Genomic DNA, 24411 nt, shown 5'->3' on the forward strand with positions numbered 1-24411 from the left:
AATTTACTAATATGCGTAAACAAACCTTGTTTTTACTTAAATAAAAAGTTTAATTAAAAGCTTATAATTATTTGATTACAAATGGTTTAATATAAATATACAAAAAATTGACCTTTAGTATATTGTATTTGAGGTCAGAAGACTAAAAATTGTTTACCGATGTAATGGATTTTGCTTACACATCTTGTTTACTTTTGTAAACAATGCAATGTTTAACTTTGTAAACTTCAAAAATTACTATGGAAGTAAAAGAATGGTATACCCGCAATTTTGAAAGTGCTTTAAGTGGTAGATATATTACATTAAATCATATTTATCCGCTATTGGAATTTTATAAAAATGATTACGATATTTCAGTTGTTGGTCAGTCAGAAAATGGTCGAGATATTTCCCTTGTAAAAATTGGAACTGGAAAAAAAGTTGTTTTGGCTTGGTCGCAAATGCACGGAAATGAATCTACAACAACCAAGGCTTTATTTGATTTTTTAAAATTCATAAATCAAAAACATTTTTTTCAAACTGAAATTGAAACTTTTTTAAAAAGTTACACCTTATATATCATCCCAATATTAAATCCAGATGGTGCGCAATCTTATACAAGAGTTAATGCCAACAACGTTGATTTGAATCGAGATGCTCAAAATTTATCACAAAAGGAAAGTAAGTGCCTTAACAGGTTATTTAATGAGCTTAAGCCTGATTTATGCCTTAATATGCACGATCAACGTTCTATTTTTGGCTTAAAAACAGGAAAACCAGCTACTGTATCCTTCTTATCACCTGCTGCAGACGAAAGTAGATCTCTTACAAGGGCAAGAAAATTAGCTATGGAGAAGATTGTAAAAATGAATAATCACCTTCAAAATATAATTCCTGGTCAGGTGGGGAGGTATGATGATAGCTTTAATACAGCATGTGTAGGTGACACTTTTCAAAAAGCTGGTGTTGCTACTATACTTTTTGAAGCAGGGCATTACAGGTTAGATTATAATAGAGAAACAACTCGTGAGTTTATATTTTATGCGCTTTTATCATTATTCGATATTATTGATAATGTAACTGAGCCATTAAGCTCTGAGGATTATTTTAAAATCGGTGAAAATCAAAAAAATTATAATGACATTATTTTAAGGAATGTAAAAATCGAAACCGAAGAGAAGTCTATTGATATCGCAATTCAGTATAAAGAAGTTTTTAAAGGCGATAAAATTCATTTTGAACCTATTATTGATGCATATGGGGATTTGGAAAATCGTAAAGGGCATAGGGAGAAAAATTTAAAAAATAAAAATGTTTTAACAAAAACCCAACAAAATTTAACAATTGGCGCTCATTTCTCAGAATTATTTGATAAAAGTGATGAATTGATGCTATTTTTTCAATAAAAAGCTTCCATAATAGGGTAAAACTGCCTAATTTCGCGAAAAAAATATATGAAAATGGGTAAATTCAAATTAGACGAAACGGATCACAAAATTTTAGATCTATTAATTGACAATACGCGTATTCCATTCACAGATATCGCTAAGAAGCTTGAAATATCGGCAGGAACTGTACACGTTAGGGTTAAGAAGATGGAAGATGCAGGAATAATAACAGGTTCTTCATTACAGGTAGATTATCAAAAACTAGGATACTCTTTCATTGCTTATGTTGGAATCTTTATTTTCAAAACCTCTCAAACTCAATTTGTTTTAGAACGCATTAGTGAAATTCCATTTATTACAGTTGCTCATGTAACCACAGGAAAATTCAATATTTTCTGTAAAATTAGAGCGAGAGATACAGCCCACGCTAAAGAAATTATTTACGAAATTGACGATATTGAAGGTGTAAGTCGTACAGAAACAATGATTTCTATGGAAGAAAGCATTAATGATAAAAAGAGGATGCTACATTCAATCTTTAATGAGATGTAATCTTATTAACTAAACACTATTAAAACCTTTACTTCTTGGTAAAGGTTTTTTTTATTTCAAAATTTAAAGAGTTGAAATTAATTAAGTTTTTCTAAATTTATAAAAATCAACAATTGAATATGAAGCTATTCAAACTCTTAAAGAATACCTATTTAAGTTGGGATAAAAATGATCCTTGGGCTAAAAGTGCAATTATCGCTTATTATGCATTATTCTCACTGCCTTCCTTACTGATAATTACTGTACATTTTGCAGGCGTATTTTTCGGTCGAGAAGCGGTAGAGGGAAAAATTACAGAAGAAATAAGTGGCTTAATAGGAAAGGGAAGTGTAGACCTTATTGAAACAATGATAATAAATTCAGCTTTATCTGAAAGTTCTCTATTATTTATAATCTTTGGTGTAGGAGTTCTAATTTTTGGTGCTACAGGAGTGTTTTTTCAGCTTCAAAAAGCTTTGAATAATATTTGGAGCGTTCGCGCATTAAAAAACAGCATTTTAGATACCTTAAAACGGAGAGCAGTTTCTTTTGGAATGGTGCTAATTATAGGCTTATTGTTATTAATATCATTGGTGTTAAGCACGGCTGTAAATGCATTAAGTGATTTAATTGGAAACTATTTCAATGAGTTTTCTACTTTTTTTATAAGATTGCTCAACTTTGTTATTTCACAAATTATAATAACTGCATTATTTGCATCAATTTTTACTTTACTTCCAGATGTAAAAGTTAAGTGGAAAACCAATCTAATTGGTGCATTTATGACATCCTTGTTATTCTTAATAGGTAAGTACTTAATAGGATTTTACTTTTCAGAGTCAGATCCAGCTTCTGTGTATGGTGCTGCAGGGAGTGTCGTTTTGGTTCTATTATGGGTATATTATACTTGTTTAATATTATTCTTTGGTGCTGAATTTACCGTCAACTGGGCACTTTATAAGAATATTAAAATTGAACCCACTGAAAATGCTACGCTATCATACGAATTAGAAATGCAGGAACTCAGAGAATATAAACGTAAAGTTGAGGAAGATAAAAAAAAAGCCTTAGCCTTAAAAAGTAATGTGAAGAAGTAAGCGTTGCCTAAAAGTAAAAAAGAGGCTCTAATGAGCCTCTTTCCTTATTAATGCGTTCAAAAGAGGTTTACTCCTCCTCGTCCATTTTTCTCTTATCTAACATTTCGCTAATTGGTTCGTTGAAGTCTGCTTCTTCGTAATCATCTTCATCAAAATTAGCCATGGACACTTCAAGTCGAGAGCTTACTTTTACCAAATATATGGCATCTTCCGTTCTTACCTCAACTGCTTCAACTAATTCGTTTTTTGCGTTTTTAAAGGTAATAACATGGTCATCATCATACCCATCAGGGTATTTTTCAACTAATAAAGAAAGTATTTCTGGAGTCAACTTTCGGTAATCTACAATTATGCGCTTCATGTAATTTTTAATCTTTAAATTATGGGATAAAACTATTTAAAATATGATTACTTAAAAATGTTTTAAAGAATTTTTTTACAAATTTTTATAGTACTCAAAAGCTTTGTAAATCAATTCGTTGTTAACAGTGCAATTAATTTGATAAACACCAATGTCCTCTAAAAGTACAAAAAGAACTTTACCGTTTCTGTTTTTCTTGTCAAATACCAGCAATTTAATGATGTTTTCAATGTCCGAATTAGTGAATTCAATCTTCGAAAAATAATTTAAAATGCTTGTAGAAATTTCTTCTAGGGTATTTTTTGGAAAATTATGTGTTTCCGATGAAATGTAAGTTGCTAAAATAATACCTATCGCAATAGCTTCCCCATGTAATAATGTTTTTTTCTCTGAGCTTTCGAGAAAGTAGGATTCTATTGCGTGACCAAGTGTATGGCCGTAATTTAAAGTTTTTCTTAAATCTTCTTCAAAAGGATCTTTAGTGACAACCTCTTTTTTAATGTTTATAGAACCCCAAATTAATTTTTCAAACTCATCTTTATTGAACACATTTATATTCTTAACTTCATTCCAATATGTTTTACTGTGTATAACTCCGTGTTTTAACATTTCAGCAATCCCAGAGGTTAAGTGTTCTGAAGGAAGTGTTTTTAAGAATACTGTATCAATAAGTATCATTTCGGGAGCGTTAATTACTCCAATTTGATTTTTTAAATGCCCTAGGTCTATTCCGTTTTTTCCTCCTACTGAAGCATCAACTATAGCGAGTAGGGAAGTAGGTATATTAATAAAATTTACACCTCTATTATATGTAGATGCCACAAAACCACCTAAATCAGTTACTACACCACCTCCAAGGTTTATTATTAAGCTATTTCTGTCGGCTCCATTTTCTGAAAGTGTATTCCAAACATCTACACAGGTAGAAATGCTTTTGTATTTTTCACCGGCAGGTATCGTTATAATGTAAGGAGTAGATTCAAAAAAAGTTTCTTCTAAAAAGTGAGGAATGCAATGTTTGCGCGTATTTTTGTCGGTTATTATGAAGATATTAGAAGGGCTTGATTTCTCGATAAAACTACCCAAGGCTTTCCAAGCTTCTTTGCTGTTGTAAATCAATTCGTTATCCTTTTTATTTGTAGACATTAATTTCTTGAATTTTATGGTGTAAACACAATTCAAATCTAAGTATATTTGTACACTTTATTTCCCCTTTTATGTCAACAAATTCTCTTTTCGATAATACGGAAACTGCATTTCAGTTAAAAAGTGATTCAGAACTAGAACGCGCTTATTTCCTGTTTAAAATGATTTCTAACGAACCTTTAGTAAAAATAGGTTCTGCGGTTACAAAGTTTGCATTAAATATAAATTTGCCTGTAGAAGGGCTGATACGCTCTACAGTATTCGACCATTTTTGTGGTGGTGTAAATGAGTTAGACTGTATGCCTACCGTGGATAGGTTGCAAGAGGTGGGTGTGTCTTCGATACTTGATTACTCTGTAGAAGGTAAAGAAGAAGAAGAACAATTTGAAGCTACTGCTAAAAAAGTTATTGAGTTAACAAAATTTGCTAAAAATAAGGAAGCAATGCCTTTTTCGGTATTTAAACCTACAGGACTTGGAATGTTTAAAATTTGGCAAAAGCTTACAGAAAAAGAAGCTTTAACAAATGAAGAAAAAGATCTTTGGAATAATATCGTGTCCAGATACGATAGAATTTCGAAAGTAGCTCACGAGTGTGATATTCGCATTTTAATTGATGCAGAGGAATCTTGGATGCAAGAGGCAGCAGATGATCTTTGCGAAAAGATGATGGAGAAATACAATAAGGAGCGACCAATAATATTTAATACTTTACAATGCTATCGCTGGGATAGATTAGACTATCTAAAAGAATTACATAAACGCGCTAAAGAAAAAGGATTTAAACTAGGGTTTAAGGTTGTTCGTGGCGCATATATGGAAAAGGAAAATGATCGCGCCCTGGAGAAAGGTTATAAAACGCCTATTTGCGAAAGTAAAAAAGCAACAGATGATAACTTTAACAATGTATTACAATACATTTTTGATAACTTAGACGATATCGAGTTGTTCGCTGGTACTCATAATGAATATAGCACTTATTTAGCCATGGATATTATGAAGCAAAATGGAATCTCTAAAAGTGATGACAGGGTTTGGTTCGGACAGTTATATGGTATGAGTGATCACATTTCTTTTAACCTTGGTGCTGAGGGATATAATGTTGGAAAATATATTCCATTCGGACCTGTAAAAGATGTTATGCCTTACTTAATCCGTCGTGCTGAAGAAAACACATCTGTGGCTGGGCAAACCAGTAGGGAACTTACTTTGCTTAAAAAAGAAAAAGAGCGAAGAAATCTCTAAGAAATTAAAAAACCTCTTATTTAAGAGGTTTTTTTTATGTTTTTATTTTTGCTGAGTTACTTCCGCTTTTGAAACAGTTGCTGTGTTATTGCAATTTTCAACTCTAATCTTTAGCGTTTTCTCTGAAAATTTCTTTTCAATTACATATTGATTGCAAGAATCTAAATTGGTGATACTTTGAGAGAATATTACATCTCCATCAATTAATAAACTAGATACAGCCGAAGTGTCCATTTTGTTTTCGCGAAGGACTCTCAAGCTTTCTGTGGTAAAGGCTCTTTCTTTGTTGCGAATGTTTTTTAATGTCCGAGATTCTGGACCATAATCACAAGATGTCTTTTTTCCGCTTAAAATAAAAAACAATAAAAGTATTCCTATTAAGAAACCCCCTGAAAAATAGGCGAATCGGTGTGTTAATTTCATTTTATGGGATTAGAGTTTTGGTATGTGTATTTATTAAAGTAGAATTTTATATCTAAATTTAAAATATCAATAAATTAATATCGCTATAAGACATATCAAACCAATCGGCAATAGCTTTGTTGGTTAAAATTCCGCGGTAAAAGTACAAACCATTTTTCAAACCGTTGTCAAAACGTACAGCATTTTCTAATCCACCACTTTCGGCGATTTCTAAAAGATAGGGGGTGAAAATATTACTGATAGAAATTGAAGCTGTTTTCGGATATCGCGCCGGGATATTAGGCACCCCGTAATGTATTACATTGTGCTTAATTATTGTAGGATTATCGTGACTAGTAGTTTCGGTAGTTTCAAAACACCCACCCATGTCTACGCACACATCTATCACTACAGCGCCTTTTTTCATATTCTCCACCATATCTTCGGTTACAATTATAGGCGCGCGGTTGTGACCTCTAACGGCGCCTATCGCCACATCACAACGTCGTAAAGCTTTCATTAAATTCTTTGGCTGTATAGTAGAGGTGTATAAAATACGACCTACGTTAGTCTGGATTTTTCGAAGTTTCGTAATTGAACTATCAAAAACTTTGACGTTGGCACCTAGTCCAAGAGCAGATCGCACAGCAAACTCACCAACGGTGCCAGCCCCGATAACAACAACTTCAATAGGTGGAACGCCGCTAATATTTCCAAAAAGTAAGCCGTTACCTTTTTTTGCGTTTACCATTAATTCTGCTGCTATAAGAACAGAAGCAGTTCCTGCTATTTCACTTAAAGCTTTAACTGCAGGGTAGGTGTGATCTTCATCTCTTATAAATTCAAAAGCGAGCGCGGTAATTTTCTTTTTTGCCAGAACGTCAAAATATGATTTCTGACGAGTTTTTAATTGTAGTGCAGATATTAAAACAGTTTTAGGATTTATAAGCTCTAATTCGTCGAGAGTTGGTGGCTCAACTTTTAAAACCATCGGGCATCCAAATACCTTGGTTTTATCTTCGGTAATCTGAGCTCCAGCTTCAGAGTAATCTTTATCTGTAAACCCTGCATCATCTCCAGCGCCTCGTTCAATCAAAACTTTATGCCCATTGTTAACCATTGCATTCACAGCATCTGGGGTTAGACAAATTCTTTTTTCTTGAAAATAGGCTTCCTTAGGTATCCCAATAAGGAGTTCACCCTTTTCTCGGGATATTTCAAGAGTTTCCTCTTGAGGAATTAATTGAGCGTGTGTGAAAGGAGATGTGGGATGAGACATAATACTAGATTAACCGTCTCAATTTACGAATAATTTTCATTTTTGTTTAGAAAATTTCAATAGCAATTAGACTTCAGAAATTTATAAACCATAAGAAGTGAACTTAGTTATCAATCTTTAAAATTCTACTTCCGTCTTCATTTTTGGATAAGTATACCTTCGTTGCATTTTCAGGTAATAACGAAGAAACTTTTTCTGGCCATTCAATAAAAACGTAATCTCCAAATTCAAAATATTCTTCAACGCCCATATCAAAAGCTTCTGATGGATCTTCTAATCTATAAAAATCGAAGTGATAAATTTGTAAGTCTTCAGCTCGATACTCATTTACTATTGAAAATGTCGGACTTCCAACTGTGTCTGTGCAGCCAAGTTGTTTAATTAATTCTTTAATGAGTGTTGTTTTACCAACACCCATTTTTGCAAAGAATAAAAATATATTATGTGGTGCCTTTTCAAGTAGCTGTTTAGCTACTTCAGCAATTTTATCTTCAGTATAAACAATCTCCATCACAAATGTCTATTTATCGAGTCAAAAATAATTTAAGGAATGCAATTGAACACCTTAATTCCATTTTTTATTTAGGTGTAAATACTGAAAATGGAATTATCATTTCTTCTAAAGAAACCCCTCCGTGCTGATATGTGTTACGATAATAACTAACGTAATGGTTGTAATTGTTAGGATATGCAAAGAAGTAATCTCCTTTAGCAAATATGAACGAACTACTCATGTTTATAGTTGGTAAACATAGCTTTTTAGGGTCTTTGGCTGCCAGAACTTCCTTGTCTTCATAGGTTAAACTTCTACCTGTTTTATAACGTAAGTTTAAACTAGTGTTTTTATCGCCAATAACTTTAGACGGGTTTTTCACATTAATTGTTCCGTGGTCGGTAGTGATAATAAGTTTAAAACCTAAACGGGCAGCTTGTTGTATAACTTCTAATAAAGGTGAATTCTTGAACCAACTTTGGGTTAACGAACGATACGACTTATCTGTTGAAGCAAGTTCCTTAATTACTTCCATTTCGGTTTTGGAATGCGAAAGCATATCAACGAAATTATAAACTACCACAGTTAGATCTTCGTCTTTGTGGCTTTTAAAATTTTCAACAAGTTTTTTTCCTTGTTTTAAACTTGAAATTTTGTGGTAACTCCAATTTATATTTATTCCCAATCTTTTTAATTGTGCAGTTAGAAACTCTTCCTCCTTCATGTTTTTTCCACCTTCATCTGTATCATTTAACCATAAATCTGGGTGAAGTTTTTCCATTTCACTAGGCATTAAACCTGAGAAAATTGCATTTCTAGCATATTGAGTAGCCGTTGGAAGAATACTGCAAAACAGTTCTTCGGTAGTTTTTTTGTAAATGTTGGCTACGGTAGGTTCGAAGGCTTTCCATTGGTCAAACCTAAGGTTGTCTACAACAACTAAAAGGGTAGGAGTACCCGTTTTAAGCTCTGGCTGTATTTTATCTCTAAAAAGGGTATGCGACATTACTGGTGCTTCACTTGTATCTTCAAACCAAGAGGGGTATGCTTTATCTATAAACTTGCAGAATTGGTTGTTAGCCTCGGTTTTTTGTGATTCTAAAATCTCAAACATCCCCGAATCTTCAATTCCTTCCAATTCTAATTCCCAGTAAACTAATTTTTGATAAAGTTCTTTCCACTCCTCAAAGCTGTTAACCATAGAAAGGTCCATCGCAATTTTTCTAAATTCTTGCTGATAATTTGAAGTTGTTTTTTCAGAAACTAACCTACTGTGGTCTAAGTTTTTCTTTAAGCTAAGAAGAATTTGATGAGGATTTACGGGTTTAATTAAGTAATCGGCTATTTTAGAACCAATGGCTTCTTCCATTATATATTCCTCTTCACTTTTAGTTATCATTACAATAGGAATCGAAGCTTGTTGCTCTTTAATTTCAGCTAAAGTTTCAAGTCCACTAAGGCCTGGCATGTTTTCATCTAAAAAAACAATATCAAAAACTTGTTTTTTTATTTCTTCTAGGGCCTCCATACCGCTCTGTGCAGTAGTTACTTTATAGTTTTTATTTTCTAAGAACAGAATATGTGGTTTAAGTAAATCTATTTCATCATCTACCCATAGTACTTTTATGTCGCTCATATATGTATATTTGTGTTGTTGCTCCTTTACACTTAACCTATATAATAATGTTTATAAAAGATGCTAGCCTAGGAGAATTGTTAAATCAATATGGTATAATTCTCACAAATTTGCGAAGAATCACTTCAAAAATAGCCCCGAATTGTGTCAAAAGAATATTGTAGCTATTAATTTAAAGTTAAAGTTTGAAAACCTTTCCCAAACTCAAGTTTATAAACGACCCCATCTATGGTTTTATTACCATACCAAGTAAATTGGTTTTCGATTTGATAGAACATAGATACTTTCAAAGATTGCGCAGGATTTCACAAATGGGTTTTTCCTACATTGTATATCCAGGAGCCCATCACACGAGATTTCATCACGCATTAGGGGCCATGTTTTTAATGCAGAAAGCTGTACAAACTCTCAAGTCTAAAGGAGTTGATATTTCAACAAATGAAGAAGAAGGGTTGTATATAGCTATACTTTTACACGATATAGGTCATGGTCCGTTTTCACATGCTATGGAAAACAGCATAGTAGAAAATGTAAGTCACGAGCATATTTCACTATTGTTTATGGAAACTTTAAATAGTGAGCTTAATAATCGATTATCCTTGGCTATTGAAATATTTAAAAATGAATACTCTCGTAAATTTTTCCATCAATTAGTATCTGGCCAGTTGGATATGGACCGATTGGATTATTTAAAACGCGATAGTTTTTTTACAGGAGTTCCAGAGGGAACTGTAAATGCTCAACGTTTAATTGCGATGTTGAATGTAAAAAACGATGCTTTAGTGGTAGATGAAAAAGGAATTTATTCGGTGGAAAATTTTCTTGTAGCAAGACGTTTGATGTATTGGCAGGTTTATCTTCACAAAACAGGAATCGTAGCTGAACAACTTTTAGTTCGAGTTTTAAAACGTGCAAAACAACTTACGGCACAGGGAGTAGAGTTGCATGCTAGTAAAAACCTACAATTTTTTCTAAAGAATAATATAACCATAGATAGTTTTTCAGAGGAAGTACTCGATACCTTTTCTAAGTTAGATGATTACGATATTGTATCTGCGATGAAGGTTTGGGTTGACAATGACGACTTTGTATTAAAGAATTTATCTTCAATGCTACTTAATCGCGATTTATTAAAAGTAAAAGTTAAGTCGAAACCGTATTTAGATAAGAAAGTAAAAAGTAAAAGAGAGAAGTTGATGGATAAATATCAGCTTTCAGAAGAAGAAGCTGCTTACTTTGTTTTTAGCGGTACGCTTCAGAATCAGGCTTATAGTATGGAAAAGGAAACCATTAATCTATTGTTGAAAAATGGAAAAATTATAGATGTGGCAAAGGCTAGTGATCAGCTAAACTTAGAGGCTTTATCTAAGTCTGTGGTTAAGTACTATATGTGTTATCCAAAAAACAGTACTGATAGCTATAGAGACTAAGTCCTTTTTTTCTATTTTTGCAGGAATGAAAATTAACAACCTATATTTAAATCATTTTATTAATGCTAATTTGCGGTTGATTATTTTCCGAAATTCGGTTGAAGAAAATCCACTCGCATTATGAAATTTACAGCAGCCCAAATAGCAGGAATACTTGACGGAACCGTAGAGGGAAACGACAGTGTAGAAGTTTCTGAACTATCTAAGATTGAAGAAGGTAGTGAAGGAAGCTTAACGTTTCTAGCAAATCCTAAGTATACGCATTTTATATATTCAACAAAGGCTTCGGTAACTATTGTTAATAATGATTTTGTTGCAACCGATAAAATTTCAACTACACTTATTCGAGTTGAAAATGCCTATAATGCATTTTCCAAATTACTAGAATATTATAATCAAGTAAAGATGAATAAGACGGGTATTGAAAACCCTGTTTTTATTTCAGAAAGTGCCAAATACGGTGAGAACTTGTATTTAGGCGCTTTTTCATATATAGGTGAAAATGTTAAGATTGGGAAGAATGTAAAAATTTATCCGAATTCTTATTTAGGAGATAATGTAACTATTGGCGATAATACTGTGATTTTTACTGGTGCAAAATTGTATTCAGAAACTAAAGTTGGCGAATCTTGTGTGTTAAACAGTGGTGTTGTAATTGGAGCTGATGGATTTGGCTTTACGCCAAATGAAAAAGGGGAATATAAAAAAGTTCCTCAAACCGGAAATGTAATTCTAGAGGACAATGTAGATATAGGTCCGGGAACGACAATAGATCGCGCTACATTAGGATCTACAATAATTAAGAAAGGGGTTAAGTTAGACAACCAAATTCAGATTGCTCATAATGTAACTATTGGAGAAAATACCGTTATTGCAGCTCAAACTGGAGTAGCCGGTTCTACCAAAATAGGAAAAAATTGTATTATTGGTGGCCAAGTAGGAATAGCTGGGCATATTGTAATTGGAGATAATGTAAAAATACAAGCTCAGAGTGGTATAGGAAGAAATGTAAAAGATAATGAAACCTTACAAGGCTCTCCAGCGCTAAGTTATGGCGATTTTAATAAAAGTTATGTATATTTTAAAAACCTTCCTAAAATAATGGAAAGGTTTAATATAGTAGAAAAAAAACTTGATAATGAATAAAAGTGTGGTAAAACAACGCACCATTGGTAAAGAGATATCTCTTACTGGGGTAGGCCTACATACTGGCAAGGAAGTTACAATTACGTTTAAACCTGCACCTGAAAACCATGGCTATTCTTTTGTAAGAATAGATTTGGAAGGTCATCCTGAGATTGAAGCAGATGCCAATTTTGTAGTCAATACACAACGCGGAACCAATTTAGAAAAGCGAGGTGTAAAAATTCAAACTTCAGAACACGTTCTTGCTGCATTAGTAGGACTTGAGGTTGACAACTGTATTATGGAGCTCAACGCTTCAGAACCGCCAATTATGGACGGTTCATCTAAGTATTTTGTTGAAGCTATTGAAAAAGCTGGAATAGAAGAACAAGAAGCTGAAAGAGATGAGTATATTGTTACTGAAGTTATTTCGTATGTAGATGAAGAATCAGGTAGTGAAATACTTGTAATGCCATCGGATGAATACCAAGTAACTACAATGGTGGATTTTGGCACTATGGTTTTAGGCACTCAAAATGCTTCATTAAAAAAGATTTCAGACTTTAAGGACGAAATTGCAAACGCGCGAACTTTTAGTTTCCTTCACGAAATTGAAATGTTGTTAGAACACGGCCTAATTAAAGGTGGTGATTTAAACAATGCTATTGTTTATGTAGATAAAGAGCTTTCTCCGGAAACTATGGAAAAGCTTCGCAAGGCTTTTGGAAAAGATAATATCTCGGTTAAGCCAAATGGAATTCTTGATAATCTTACGCTTCATTATCCAAACGAAGCAGCTAGACATAAGCTGTTAGATGTTATTGGTGATTTAGCGCTGATTGGTACTCGAATTCGCGGGAAGGTTATAGCGAACAAGCCAGGCCATCACGTAAATACACAATTTGCTAAAAAACTTTCAAAGAGAATTAAAATTGAAAGACGAAATAAAGTTCCTAAATTTGATTTCAACCAACCACCTGTAAAAGATGTAAATGATATAATGGCTATGCTTCCACATAGACCACCATTTTTATTGGTTGACAAAATTATGGAAATGACTGAAACAGGGGTGGTAGGCCTTAAAAACGTGACTATGAATGAACCTTTCTTCGTTGGTCACTTCCCAGGAGCACCCGTTATGCCAGGAGTTTTAATTGTTGAAGCTATGGCACAAACAGGTGGAATTTTAGCATTAAGCACTGTGCCAGACCCTGAAAACTATCTTACATTTTTTATGAAAATAAACAATGTAAAGTTTAAACAACAGGTTAATCCTGGAGATACCCTTATATTTAAATTGGAACTAATTACCCCTATCCGCCGTGGAATTGTACATATGCAAGGAAACGCTTATGCTAATGGTAAATTAGTTACAGAAGCTGAGCTTATGGCTCAAATGGTTAAAACAAAAAATTTATAAATGAACCAACCACTTGCATACGTCCATCCGGGCGCAAAAATTGCCAAAAACGTTGTGATAGAACCTTTCACAACAATCCATAATAACGTCGTAATTGGCGAAGGAACTTGGATTGGAAGTAATGTAACTATTATGGAAGGTGCACGTATTGGTAAAAACTGTAATATTTTTCCAGGTGCTGTAATTTCTGCAGTTCCTCAAGATTTGAAATTTAAAGACGAAGAAACAACAGCCGAAATTGGAGATGGTACTACTATTAGAGAGTACGTTACAATCAATAGAGGTACGGTAGATCGCGGGAAAACTGTAATCGGTAAAAATTGCTGGATCATGGCTTATTGCCATATTGCTCACGACTGCATCGTTGGAGATAACTGTATTTTTAGTAATAACAGTACACTTGCTGGGCATATTACAGTAGGCGATCACGTAGTATTAGCAGGAATGACTGCTGTTCATCAGTTCTGTATGATTGGTAATCACGCATTTGTTACTGGTGGGTCGTTAGTACGAAAGGATGTACCACCATACGTTAAAGCCGCTCGAGAACCACTTAGTTATGTGGGTATCAACTCGATTGGATTAAGAAGAAGAGGATTTACATCAGAAAAAATCACTGAGATTCAGAATATTTATAGATTGCTATATCAGAAGAATTATAACACCTCTCAAGCTACAGAAATTATTGAAGCTGAAATGGAGGCAACTCCTGAACGAGATGAAATCCTTCAGTTTATTAAAAATTCCAAGCGTGGAATTATGAAGGGATATTTCAATTCAAATTAATTTATACAAAAATACTATCAATTAACCATAAAAATAAATAATGGCTACTTCATCAGATATAAGAAAAGGACTTTGTATTCGTTACAACAACGATATTTACAAGATTATTGAATTCCTTCACGTAAAACCAGGAAAAGGCCCTGCATTCGTAAGGACTAAATTAAAAAGTGTCACTACTGGAAAAACTATTGATAACACTTTTTCGGCTGGTCATAAAATTGACGATGTGCGTGTTGAAACTCATAAATTTCAATACTTATATAGTGAAGGTGAAATGTATCACTTTATGAATACAGAAGATTATTCTCAAATACAATTAATGAGGGGAATACTTGATACTCCAGAATTAATGAAAGAAGGAGAAGTCGTATCTGTACTTATAAATGCAGAAGACGGTGCGCCACTTTCAGTTGAAATGCCTGCGCATGTAATTTTAGAAGTTACATCAACAGAACCAGGTGTAAAAGGAAATACAGCTACAAACGCTACTAAACCAGCAACTGTTGAAACTGGAGCTGAAATTAATGTTCCGTTGTTTATCAATGAAGGCGATAAAATTAGAATCGATACCGAAAAAGGTCAGTATCAAGAACGTATAAAAGAATAAACTTTATTCATTTATTAAACTTCAAAAACATTATTCATCAATTCTATAGCTGACTAAAAGTGAAATTTCCAACTCCACAAACTCTTGAAAATATAGCCATTATTATTGGTTCAGATTACGTAGGTAATCCTAATTTTCCAGTTTTTGGAATGAATGAGATTCACGTAGTTCAGCCTGGAGATATTGTTTTTGTAGACCACCCAAAGTACTACGATAAAGCACTACAATCGCAGGCTACAGTTATTCTTATTAATAAAAAAGTAGATTGTCCTGAAGGGAAAGCTCTATTAATTTCAGATGATCCTTTCCGAGACTTTAACAAGCTTAGTCGTTATTTCAAACCTTTTACTGTTTCTACCAGTTTAGTTTCAGAATCTGCTGAAATAGGAGAGGGAACAATTATTCAACCCAATGTATTTATTGGTAACAACGTAAAAATTGGGAAAAACTGCTTAATTCATCCTAATGTTAGTATTTATAACAATACTGTAATCGGAAATAATGTTACAATTCACGCGGGTACTGTGTTAGGTGCTGATGCTTTTTACTATAAAAACCGTCCCGAAAACTTTGATAAATTATTAAGTGGCGGAAATGTTGTAATAGAAGACAATGTAGATCTTGGCGCACTTTGTACTATAGACAAAGGAGTAACAGCATCTACTATCATTGGAGAAGGCTCCAAGCTCGACAATCAAGTTCACGTAGGGCACGATACCGTAATTGGTAAACGCTGTTTAATTGCTGCTCAAGTTTGTATAGCAGGCTGTGTTTTGATAGAAGATTTTGTAACACTATGGGGTCAAGCAGCAGTTACTAGTGGGGTTACAGTGGGCGAAAAAGCAATAATATCTGCACAAAGTGGCGTAAGTAAATCACTTCCTGGGCATAAATCATATTTTGGTTCGCCTGCAGAAGAATTTAGAAAAAAATATAAGGAATTGGCCATGGTTAAGCTAATTCCAGACATAATTAAAAAATTGGATAAATTGCCATGAGTAAAAAAGCAAAAGAATTAGTTAGGGATTTTTATAATTCCGATTTATTAAAAGACGAAACAATTTTAGAGCGTTTTTTCCATCCAGATTTACAGTTGATATGGAATAGTGCTGATGGTCTTAATATTTTAAATTATGACGACTTAAAAAACTTCTTAAGTGAGGTTAAGCGTTCTTATAACGATTTGCGAATTGAAATTAGTCATCTCTTATCAGACGGGCCACACGTAACAATACGATACAAATATTACATCCGTACTATGGAAAATCCAGATGAAGAGTTAGGAATTGCTCATTTCATTGGTATTTGGGAGGTTAAAGACGATAAAATTTACAAAGGATATCAAGTTAGTCAGCCTGTTACAGAAAATGACGACACTACCGAAAGTTATCAAAAAGTTAAGGTTTAATTATTTTTAAAACCGTTGTCAAAAACTGTATCTTTGCAGGAATTCTGAATAAAATTCGAAAAGTTTATTTGAATTTAAATTATATATAACAATTACAAAATAGTTAAAAATGAGCGTTTTAGTAAATAAAGATTCAAAAATAATAGTTCAAGGATTCACTGGAAGTGAAGGAACTTTCCACGCTGAACAAATGATTGAATACGGAACTAATGTTGTTGGAGGAGTAACTCCAGGAAAAGGTGGACAAAAACATCTTGATAAACCGGTATTCAATACAGTTGAAGAAGCTGTAAAAGAAACTGGTGCCGACACCACTATTATTTTTGTGCCGCCTGCATTTGCTGCAGACGCCATTATGGAAGCTGCTGATGCAGGTATCAAAGTAATTATCACAATTACTGAAGGTATTCCAGTAAAAGATATGATTACTGCTTCAAACTATATTAAAGACAGAGATTGTCGCTTAATTGGTCCTAACTGTCCAGGAGTTATTACTCCAGGTGAAGCAAAAGTTGGTATTATGCCAGGTTTTGTTTTCAAAAAAGGTAATGTAGGAATCGTTTCAAAGTCAGGAACACTTACTTATGAAGCTGCCGATCAAGTTGTAAAACAAGGTTTAGGAATTACCACGGCAATCGGTATTGGTGGAGATCCAATTATTGGAACTACTACAAAAGAAGCTTTAGAATTGCTTATTAACGATCCAGAAAGTGAAGCAGTTGTAATGATTGGTGAAATTGGTGGTCAATTAGAAATTGATGCAGCAAAATGGTATAAAGAAAGCGGTAGCAAAAAGCCAGTAATTGGTTTTATCGCTGGTGAAACAGCGCCTGCAGGACGTACAATGGGCCACGCTGGTGCAATTGTTGGAGGTAGTGACGATACTGCTCAAGCAAAGAAAAAAGTAATGCGCGAATGTGGAATGCACGTAGTGGATTCTCCAGCAGAAATTGGAAAGAAAGTAAAAGAAGTTTTAGGCTAATCTTTTCTACATATAGATTAAAAAGCTCTGTGAAATTCACAGAGCTTTTTTTATGGTGAAGCCACAAGCTTTTGTTATATTTGAAATCCGCCTCTCGCGGTTATCCTGCAAGGTTTAAATAATCATGAGGATATATTAGATTAAATAAAAACAAACCTTAATATGAAATTACTGGAAGGAAAAACAGCAATTATTACAGGCGGAAGCCGCGGAATTGGAAAAGGAATTGTAGAAGTATTTGCTAATCACGGCGCAAATGTGGCTTTTACCTATAGCTCCTCAGCCGAAGCTGCAAATAATTTAGCAGAAGAGGTTGCCAAATTAGGTGTTAAAGCTAAAGCATATCAAAGTGATGCCGCTTCTTTTACTGAAGCTCAAGCTTTGGTAGATGAAGTTTTAAAAGACTTTGGAAGTATTGATATTCTTATAAACAATGCTGGAATTACCAAAGACAATCTTTTGATGAGAATCTCTGAGGAAGATTTTGATAAAGTAATAGAAGTAAATCTAAAATCCGTTTTCAATATGACTAAGGCTGTACAACGTACAATGCTGAAGCAACGCAAAGGTTCTATAATTAATATGAGCTCTGTTGTGGGAGTAAAAGGGAATGCAGGTCAAACAAATTATGCAGCTTCCAAAGCAGGGGTTATAGGATTTACAAAATCTGTAGCGATCGAATTAGGATCTCGTAACATTCGTTGTAATGCAATTGCGCCTGGTTTCATTGAAACTGAAATGACGCAAAATTTAAATGAAGACGCAGTAAAAGGGTGGACAGACATTATTCCACTTAAACGTGGCGGTTCGCCACAGGATGTTGCAAATGCTTGTGTATTTTTAGCAAGTGATTTATCTGCTTACGTTACTGGACAAGTTCTCAATGTAGATGGAGGAATGCTTACTTAAAAAATACCTTTTCGGTGGTAAAAATCAGTACCTTGAAATGATAAACTTGAAACTAATTTAGTGACCACAGAAACCATATTTTATATTTTAATCGCCGGAGTAATTTCTATTGCTCTGGCGGTTTTTATGTATGGATATAAGTCCAAGCAAAAAGGACTGTTGGCTTGGATTTTTGGCGTACTTAGATTTATTTCAATTTTTTCAATTTTACTTTTATTGATTAATCCTAAGTTTAAAAGTGAAACTTATACCATCGAAAGGCCTAAACTCCCTATATTAATAGACAATTCAGCATCTATAAATGAGTTAGAGCAAACAGATAATGTTTCTAAATTTCTTGAAAAATTAAAAAACAATAAGGAGTTAAATACCAAATTTGAACTTTCTTATTTTTCTTTCGGAAGCGATTTCAAAGAAAGCGACTCTTTAACTTTTGATGATAGGAACACCAATATTTCAAAAGCGCTTTCATCATCAAATGAAATTTTTAAAAATGAAATCGCCCCAATAATTCTTATTTCAGATGGAAATCAAACACTTGGGAGTGATTACGAATTTTCTTCTACAAATAGTAAAAATCCTATTTATCCTGTAATTCTCGGGGATTCTGTACAGCATAAAGATTTAAAGATATCGCAATTAAATTCAAATCGATATGCTTTCTTAAAAAATCAATTTCCAGTAGAAGTTATTGTAAATTACACAGGTCCAACACCTGTCAATACCGAATTTATCGTTAATCAGGCCGCTTCCTCTGTATATCGAACTAATGTTTCGTTTTCTAATAATGAAACTTCGAAAACAATAAACTTTACGCTTTCCGCAAATTCGGTAGGACTTCAAAAATATTCAGCAGAACTTCTTCCACTTTCAGATGAAAGGAATAAAACTAATAACAGTAAGTATTTTGCTGTAGAAGTAATCGACCAAGCAACAAATGTTTTGGTAGTTAGCAATATAACACATCCAGACTTGGGTGCGCTTAAAAAGGCAATTACATCAAACGAACGCCGAACTATTACTTTCAAAAAGCCTTTTGAAGCTGTTTCAGTTTTAAACGATTATCAATTGGTAATCCTCTATCAGCCCGATAGAAATTTTGCTACAGTATATTCTGAAATAGAAAAATTAAACAAAAACAATTGGGTATTCTCTGGATTGCAAACCGATTGGCATTTTTTAAATGCTGCCCAAAATAATTATATTAAAGAAGCATCAACACAAACAGAAGATGTTCAAGCAAAAGTTAATAGCAATTACGGTACATTTGCGTTCGACGATATAGGATTTGACGATTTTCCACCCTTGCATACTGAATTTGGATCTTTGTCTGTAACTGTTTCAAATGAAGAAATGTTAGCGCAAACCGTAAGTGGAATTTCTAATGGCAATCCACTCCTAGCTACAATGGAAGTAAATGGTACACGCAACGCTCTTTGGGATGGTGAAGGCTTTTGGCGTTGGAGAGCACGTAACTATGTGAATAGCAATAGCTTTAAAGAATTTGATGATTTTATCGGAAATATTGTTCAGTATTTGGCATCTAATAAACGCAGAAGTAGGCTAGAAGTGTCTTCTGAAACTTTCTATTACAACAATAATCCTATTAAAATCTCAGCCCAATATTTTGATAAAAATTATGTGTTCGACAATCGTGCTTCCCTAAATATACAGGTGAGAAACACTGAAACTGACGAATTGACGATTTTCCCAATGCTACTTCGTAATAATTATTTTGAAGTGGATTTAAACACCTTAGCTGCTGGCGAGTATGAGTATACGGTCTCAACTGCAGACGAATCAATTAAAAGCAGTGGAGGTTTTACTATTTTAGATTTTAATGTAGAACAACAATTTTTAAACGCAAATGTGTCAAAATTAAATAGAGTGGCAGTAAACTCTAACGGAAAAGCATACTTCGCATCACAAAGCGACGCCTTGATAGATTTGTTGATAGCCGACACTAACTACCAAAATATTGAAAGAAGCGAACAAAAAGTAGTACCTTTGATAGATTGGAAATATCTTCTAGCAATTATCATTCTAGCGCTCGTTTTAGAATGGTTTATCAGAAAATATAACGGACTTATATAGAAACCCAAACACTTTTTAAAAATGGAAAAACTTCCCAAATTAACAATACCTGTAATTGTAGGAATTGTATTGTTTATTATTTTAATCTCAAAATCATCTGTAACTATTAGCTCTGGTCACGCAGGAGTTTTATATCAAACTTTCGGAAATGGTGTAGTAACCGATAAACCACCGTTGGGTGAAGGTTTTCATATTATAGCACCTTGGAATAAGGTGTTTATATACGAGGTACGTCAACAAGAATTAAGTGAAAAAATGCAAGTTCTTTCGTCAAACGGTCTAGAGATTAAATTAGATGCTTCTGCTTGGTATCAACCAGAGAGTAACGACATTGCAAAACTTCACCAAGAAAAAGGTGAAAATTATTTACAACGTGTAATCCAACCAGCAATTAGAAGTGCTGCAAGAAGTGTAGTTGGTCGCTATACTCCAGAACAACTTTATTCTAGTAAAAGAGATGCAATTCAAGAGGAGATTTTTGAAGAAACTAAAAAAATATTAGACAAACAATATATTCAATTAAACGAAGTATTAGTTCGCGATGTAACGCTTCCACCTGCAATTAAAGATGCTATTGAGCGTAAACTACGTCAAGAACAGGAATCTTTGGAATATGAGTTCCGTTTAGAAAAAGCGACTAAAGAAGCTGAAAAAGTGAGAATTGAAGCACAAGGTAAAGCAGACGCAAACGCAATTTTAAGTGCTTCGTTAACAGATAAGGTGCTTCAAGATAAAGGAATTGATGCAACTTTAAAGCTAGCACAATCACCAAACTCTAAAGTTGTGATCGTTGGTTCTGGAGATAGTGGTTTACCTTTAATTTTAGGGAATAACTAAAAATAAATGACAAATTGATATCTTTCGCACAGTGTGCATTGACTTAAATTGCACTAAATTCGAAATTTATAAAATGTATATAATTAAAACCTTCCCGCGTGGAAGGTTTTTTTATGGAACAAATTCAGAAAGGTTTATAAACATCGATATAACTAACATTGTTTTCCTAATTTTGGATTATGCTTATCAAGGTTGTCCCTATAAAAGTAGCAGAATATGAAAAACACCAAAATAATTTTCGGTTTAATTGGCTTGATAGTAGGTGTCATTTTATTAATTCTCTCGGTTAGTTTACTATCTAAACCATCAAATTCTCCTCTGACTTTTGATCCTATCGGGAGTTTTCAAACATACTTTTTTAGCTTCGGCTTTACTTTAGGAGTAATTGGATGGATTATTGGAAGTGTATTACTTATAGGGTATTTAATTTTGTTTTACTTTATAGGAATATGGATAAGTAAAAAGATAGCAAAACAATAAACTATCAAAACGATATGAAAACCACCCCAGAACATAACGAGCGTATAGCCAAAATGACTTTCGCTTCGGTTTACCCACATTATATTACAAAGGTTGAAAAGAAAGATAGAACAATAGAAGAATTACATCAAGTAATCGAGTGGCTTACAGGCTTCAATGACAAGGATTTAAAGAAACTGATTGATGAAAAAGCTACTTTCGAAACCTTCTTTAAAAAAGCTAATCTTAATCCTAATGCCACTCTCATCAAAGGAGTAATTTGTGGATATCGCATAGAAGAACTTGATAATCCATTAACAAGACAAGTGCGTTACCTAGATAAATTGGTAGACGAGTTAGCTAAAGGCCGTAAAATGGAAAAAATACTTAGAAATTAATAAATTTCAATAACAGTTGATTAAACCCTTTAAAAACTTACTTATGAATTATAAAAAAATAGGTTTATCAGTATTAACAGTTCTATTATCATTTGGGATTGGATTATATATCAATAATGTATTTGCAAATCTTCCAAAGGAGGATAATTTCACACTAACAAAAATTAATAATATGAAAGATAACGATATGAAATTAGGCGCGTTCTCAGTAAGTCTGAATGTAAAGGATTTAGAAGTTTCAAAACAATTTTACGAAAACTTAGGATTTAGAGTTTTTGGAGGAAGTATGGAGCACAATTACCTAATAATGAAAAATGGAAATGCACTAATCGGAATTTTTCAAGGAATGTTTGAAGGTAATATTTTAACCTTTAACCCAGGTTGGGATGAAAATGCTCAGAATGTAGAAAGCTTTATGGATGTAAGGGACATTCAAAAAAACCTTAAACAGAATGGGGTAGAACTCGCTACAGAAGCAGATGAAAATACATCGGGGCCCGCAAGTATAACTCTTACTGATCCTGATGGAAATATTATTTTAATAGATCAACATCGATAGATTGATTTATTATATAATAATACAGACTTTCTAATTTAGAAGGTATTTGTTATTTGGTTTATTCCGTTTTCTGAAAAGATTTTATAACTGCCAATCCGCAGATTACAGCTACGGCAGTGAGACTAAATGCTAAAATGGTATTACTGTACATAAAGTTCCCGATGGCGAATAGTGTACAGTAAACACCTACAACCCCTGCAAAAAATCCCAGTATCTTCATTCCAAACCCTTTAAATTTGGATTCGTTTCCAAAAATTAGGCTATTAAAGCTATTTAGTGTTTCAGCATTTGACGGTTTTGTCAATAGCGTTACAAGTACCCATCCAATCGTGGTAATTACAACCCCAAGGACTAATTGCCAATGACCAGCCATTTCAATCATTGGAGTGTCCATTTTGCCATTAATAAAGAAAAAGGCAGCGATTAAAAATGAAATTAACATAGCGGCAATTTCACTATACGGGTTTATTCTACTCCAAAACCATCTTAAAATAAACAACAATCCAGTACCTGCTCCAATTGAAAGTAATAAGTTGAAGCCATCTCGAGCTTCTTCCAAAATAAGGGCTAACAAACCTGCGAAGATCATCATTACTACAGTAGAAATTCTACCGACGGCAACTTGTTCTTTACCCGTAGCTTTTTTTCGAAGAAAACGTACATAAAAATCATTTACCACGTAAGAACTTCCCCAATTTAAATGCGTTGAAATAGTACTCATAAAAGCTGCTATTAACGAAGTAACTACAATTCCTAATAATCCAGCAGGTAAAAAGGTGAGCATTGCGGGATAAGAAAGATCATTTTTTACAAAATCAGGATCTAAATTTGGGAAGGCCGCTTGTAAACTTTCTAAATTTGGAAAAATCACAATAGATGCCAGTCCTATAATAATCCATGGCCAAGGTCTAAGCGCGTAATGTGCAATATTAAAAAATAAGGTAGCATAGGTTGCGTGTTTTTCATTTTTAGCAGCTAACATTCGTTGTGCAATATAACCACCACCACCAGGCTCGGCACCGGGATACCATACGCTCCACCATTGCACAGCTAATGGTATTATAAGCAAAGGAATTAATAATTCAGGTTTCGAAAAATCAGGCAGCATTGCTGTTTTCGCTGCTACCGTTGGGGTAGTAAGCAACTTATCTATCCCACCAATTTCAGGCATATTTACAATGTAAATTGTAGCCCAAATACTTCCGACCATTGCGATAATAAACTGTACAAAATCTGTAAGTAAAACCCCTTTTAATCCCCCAAAGGCTGAATAAATAACAACTACAGGGGAGGCAATCAATAATACTTGATAGGAAGACAGACCGAACATTACGTGTCCAATTTTAATTGCCGCTAGACAAACATTCGCCATAATTACAATATTGAAGAAAACTCCTAAATAGATGGCTCTAAAACCTCTTAAAAAGGCGGCGCTTTTTCCGCTATATCGCAATTCGTAAAACTCTAAATCGGTTGTAATCCCGCTTTTTCGCCATAATTTGGAATAGAAAAAGACAGTTAGCATTCCGGTAAGTAAAAAACTCCACCAAATCCAGTTTCCAAAAACTCCATCTTCACGGATTACACCTGCAACAAAGTTTGGCGTATCTGCAGCAAAGGTCGTTGCAACCATACTAACCCCTAGAAGCCACCAAGGCATATTTCTATCGGAAAGAAAAAACGATTTCGAATCTTTTCCAGCTTTTTTAGACACGATTAAACCTATTGCGATAAAAACGATAAAAAATGAAATTATAATTACCCAGTCAATAATTTCTAAATGCATAAGTAGAATATGTTTTTTCGGTTGCTCACTTTTGAATTTGTGAAAGTAAAGAATT

The 24411-nt window shown here is 33.7% G+C and carries 25 protein-coding genes; 18 read left to right on the top strand and 7 right to left on the bottom strand.

Features of this window, described 5'->3' with window-relative positions; genetic code table 11:
• The first annotated feature begins 239 nt into the window (after positions 1–239).
• The 3 genes from RT250_RS06645 (at position 240) to RT250_RS06655 (ending at position 2995) form a co-directional block, all read left to right on the top strand.
• Positions 240–1385: a M14 family zinc carboxypeptidase gene (locus tag RT250_RS06645; protein ID WP_313113264.1), complete on the top strand. Its 1146-nt coding sequence runs from the start codon at positions 240–242 to the stop codon at positions 1383–1385.
• Positions 1386–1439: 54 nt separating this feature from the next.
• Complete coding sequence (locus RT250_RS06650) at positions 1440–1919, top strand: Lrp/AsnC family transcriptional regulator (RefSeq protein WP_139854522.1); 480 nt, start codon at positions 1440–1442, stop codon at positions 1917–1919.
• A 119-nt stretch (positions 1920–2038) separates the two neighbouring features.
• Complete coding sequence (locus RT250_RS06655; RefSeq protein WP_313113268.1) at positions 2039–2995, top strand: YihY/virulence factor BrkB family protein; 957 nt, start codon at positions 2039–2041, stop codon at positions 2993–2995.
• 67 nt (positions 2996–3062) lie between these two features.
• On the opposite strand, the gene RT250_RS06660 is transcribed toward RT250_RS06655, so the two are convergent.
• On the bottom strand, positions 3063–3356 hold the full coding sequence (locus tag RT250_RS06660) for a hypothetical protein (protein WP_139854524.1): 294 nt from the start codon (positions 3354–3356) through the stop codon (positions 3063–3065).
• Positions 3357–3431: 75 nt separating this feature from the next.
• On the bottom strand, positions 3432–4502 hold the full coding sequence (gene aroB, locus RT250_RS06665; protein WP_313113270.1) for a 3-dehydroquinate synthase: 1071 nt from the start codon (positions 4500–4502) through the stop codon (positions 3432–3434).
• A 71-nt stretch (positions 4503–4573) separates the two neighbouring features.
• Here aroB and RT250_RS06670 point away from each other — a divergent pair, with 71 nt between their 5' ends.
• Entirely contained in the window at positions 4574–5746 is a 1173-nt protein-coding gene (locus tag RT250_RS06670; protein WP_313113272.1) for a proline dehydrogenase family protein, read from the top strand.
• Positions 5747–5788: 42 nt separating this feature from the next.
• On the opposite strand, the gene RT250_RS06675 is transcribed toward RT250_RS06670, so the two are convergent.
• From RT250_RS06675 to porX, 4 genes are all read right to left on the bottom strand, one after another.
• Complete coding sequence (locus RT250_RS06675) at positions 5789–6169, bottom strand: hypothetical protein (RefSeq protein WP_313113274.1); 381 nt, start codon at positions 6167–6169, stop codon at positions 5789–5791.
• 58 nt (positions 6170–6227) lie between these two features.
• Positions 6228–7427, bottom strand: coding sequence for an alanine dehydrogenase (locus tag RT250_RS06680; protein ID WP_313113275.1), 1200 nt, complete (start codon positions 7425–7427; stop codon positions 6228–6230).
• Between the two features lie 103 nt (positions 7428–7530).
• Entirely contained in the window at positions 7531–7938 is a 408-nt protein-coding gene (gene tsaE, locus RT250_RS06685) for a tRNA (adenosine(37)-N6)-threonylcarbamoyltransferase complex ATPase subunit type 1 TsaE (protein ID WP_313113278.1), read from the bottom strand.
• 67 nt (positions 7939–8005) lie between these two features.
• Positions 8006–9556, bottom strand: a complete 1551-nt coding sequence (porX, locus tag RT250_RS06690; protein ID WP_313113280.1) for a T9SS response regulator signal transducer PorX — start codon at positions 9554–9556, stop codon at positions 8006–8008.
• Positions 9557–9741: 185 nt separating this feature from the next.
• Between porX and RT250_RS06695 the strand changes: the two genes are divergently transcribed.
• The 14 genes from RT250_RS06695 to RT250_RS06760 all read left to right on the top strand — a co-directional run bounded on the left by RT250_RS06695 (position 9742) and on the right by RT250_RS06760 (position 22570).
• On the top strand, positions 9742–10986 hold the full coding sequence (locus RT250_RS06695) for an HD domain-containing protein (protein ID WP_313113283.1): 1245 nt from the start codon (positions 9742–9744) through the stop codon (positions 10984–10986).
• Positions 10987–11106: 120 nt separating this feature from the next.
• A complete protein-coding gene (lpxD, locus tag RT250_RS06700) occupies positions 11107–12132 on the top strand; it encodes a UDP-3-O-(3-hydroxymyristoyl)glucosamine N-acyltransferase (protein WP_313113286.1) in 1026 nt (341 codons plus the stop codon).
• Positions 12125–13531 (top strand): bifunctional UDP-3-O-[3-hydroxymyristoyl] N-acetylglucosamine deacetylase/3-hydroxyacyl-ACP dehydratase, encoded by a 1407-nt coding sequence (locus RT250_RS06705; RefSeq protein ID WP_313113289.1) that lies wholly within the window; start codon positions 12125–12127, stop codon positions 13529–13531. The genes lpxD and RT250_RS06705 overlap by 8 nt, the downstream gene beginning before the upstream one ends.
• Complete coding sequence (gene lpxA, locus RT250_RS06710) at positions 13532–14317, top strand: acyl-ACP--UDP-N-acetylglucosamine O-acyltransferase (protein WP_139854537.1); 786 nt, start codon at positions 13532–13534, stop codon at positions 14315–14317.
• 40 nt (positions 14318–14357) lie between these two features.
• A complete protein-coding gene (gene efp / locus RT250_RS06715; RefSeq protein WP_313113292.1) occupies positions 14358–14924 on the top strand; it encodes an elongation factor P in 567 nt (188 codons plus the stop codon).
• A gap of 59 nt (positions 14925–14983) precedes the next feature.
• On the top strand, positions 14984–15922 hold the full coding sequence (locus RT250_RS06720) for a UDP-3-O-(3-hydroxymyristoyl)glucosamine N-acyltransferase (RefSeq protein ID WP_313113293.1): 939 nt from the start codon (positions 14984–14986) through the stop codon (positions 15920–15922).
• Positions 15919–16332 carry a nuclear transport factor 2 family protein gene (locus tag RT250_RS06725; RefSeq protein WP_313113295.1) on the top strand — a complete coding sequence of 138 codons (414 nt, stop codon included), beginning with the start codon at positions 15919–15921 and terminating at the stop codon, positions 16330–16332. The genes RT250_RS06720 and RT250_RS06725 overlap by 4 nt, the downstream gene beginning before the upstream one ends.
• 109 nt (positions 16333–16441) lie before the next feature.
• Positions 16442–17314 (top strand): succinate--CoA ligase subunit alpha, encoded by an 873-nt coding sequence (gene sucD / locus RT250_RS06730; protein WP_313113296.1) that lies wholly within the window; start codon positions 16442–16444, stop codon positions 17312–17314.
• 162 nt (positions 17315–17476) lie between these two features.
• On the top strand, positions 17477–18223 hold the full coding sequence (fabG, locus tag RT250_RS06735; RefSeq protein WP_313113298.1) for a 3-oxoacyl-[acyl-carrier-protein] reductase: 747 nt from the start codon (positions 17477–17479) through the stop codon (positions 18221–18223).
• Positions 18224–18283: 60 nt separating this feature from the next.
• Positions 18284–20317, top strand: coding sequence for a vWA domain-containing protein (locus tag RT250_RS06740; RefSeq protein ID WP_313113301.1), 2034 nt, complete (start codon positions 18284–18286; stop codon positions 20315–20317).
• A gap of 21 nt (positions 20318–20338) precedes the next feature.
• The gene (locus RT250_RS06745; RefSeq protein WP_313113303.1) at positions 20339–21154 is read left to right on the top strand and encodes a prohibitin family protein; all 816 of its coding nucleotides are present in this window, start codon (positions 20339–20341) and stop codon (positions 21152–21154) included.
• Positions 21155–21370: 216 nt separating this feature from the next.
• A complete protein-coding gene (locus RT250_RS06750) occupies positions 21371–21634 on the top strand; it encodes a hypothetical protein (RefSeq protein ID WP_313113305.1) in 264 nt (87 codons plus the stop codon).
• A 14-nt stretch (positions 21635–21648) separates the two neighbouring features.
• Positions 21649–22011 (top strand): DUF2200 domain-containing protein, encoded by a 363-nt coding sequence (locus tag RT250_RS06755; protein WP_313113307.1) that lies wholly within the window; start codon positions 21649–21651, stop codon positions 22009–22011.
• A 187-nt stretch (positions 22012–22198) separates the two neighbouring features.
• Positions 22199–22570, top strand: coding sequence for a VOC family protein (locus RT250_RS06760; protein ID WP_313113902.1), 372 nt, complete (start codon positions 22199–22201; stop codon positions 22568–22570).
• 58 nt (positions 22571–22628) lie between these two features.
• Here the strand turns inward: RT250_RS06760 and RT250_RS06765 are convergent, their stop codons facing one another.
• Positions 22629–24356 carry a sodium:solute symporter family protein gene (locus tag RT250_RS06765; RefSeq protein WP_313113308.1) on the bottom strand — a complete coding sequence of 576 codons (1728 nt, stop codon included), beginning with the start codon at positions 24354–24356 and terminating at the stop codon, positions 22629–22631.
• Between the last annotated feature and the right edge of the window lie 55 nt (positions 24357–24411).

The sequence above is a fragment of the Aequorivita sediminis genome (assembly GCF_032080575.2).
Classification (GTDB): Bacteria; Bacteroidota; Bacteroidia; order Flavobacteriales; family Flavobacteriaceae; genus Aequorivita; species Aequorivita sediminis.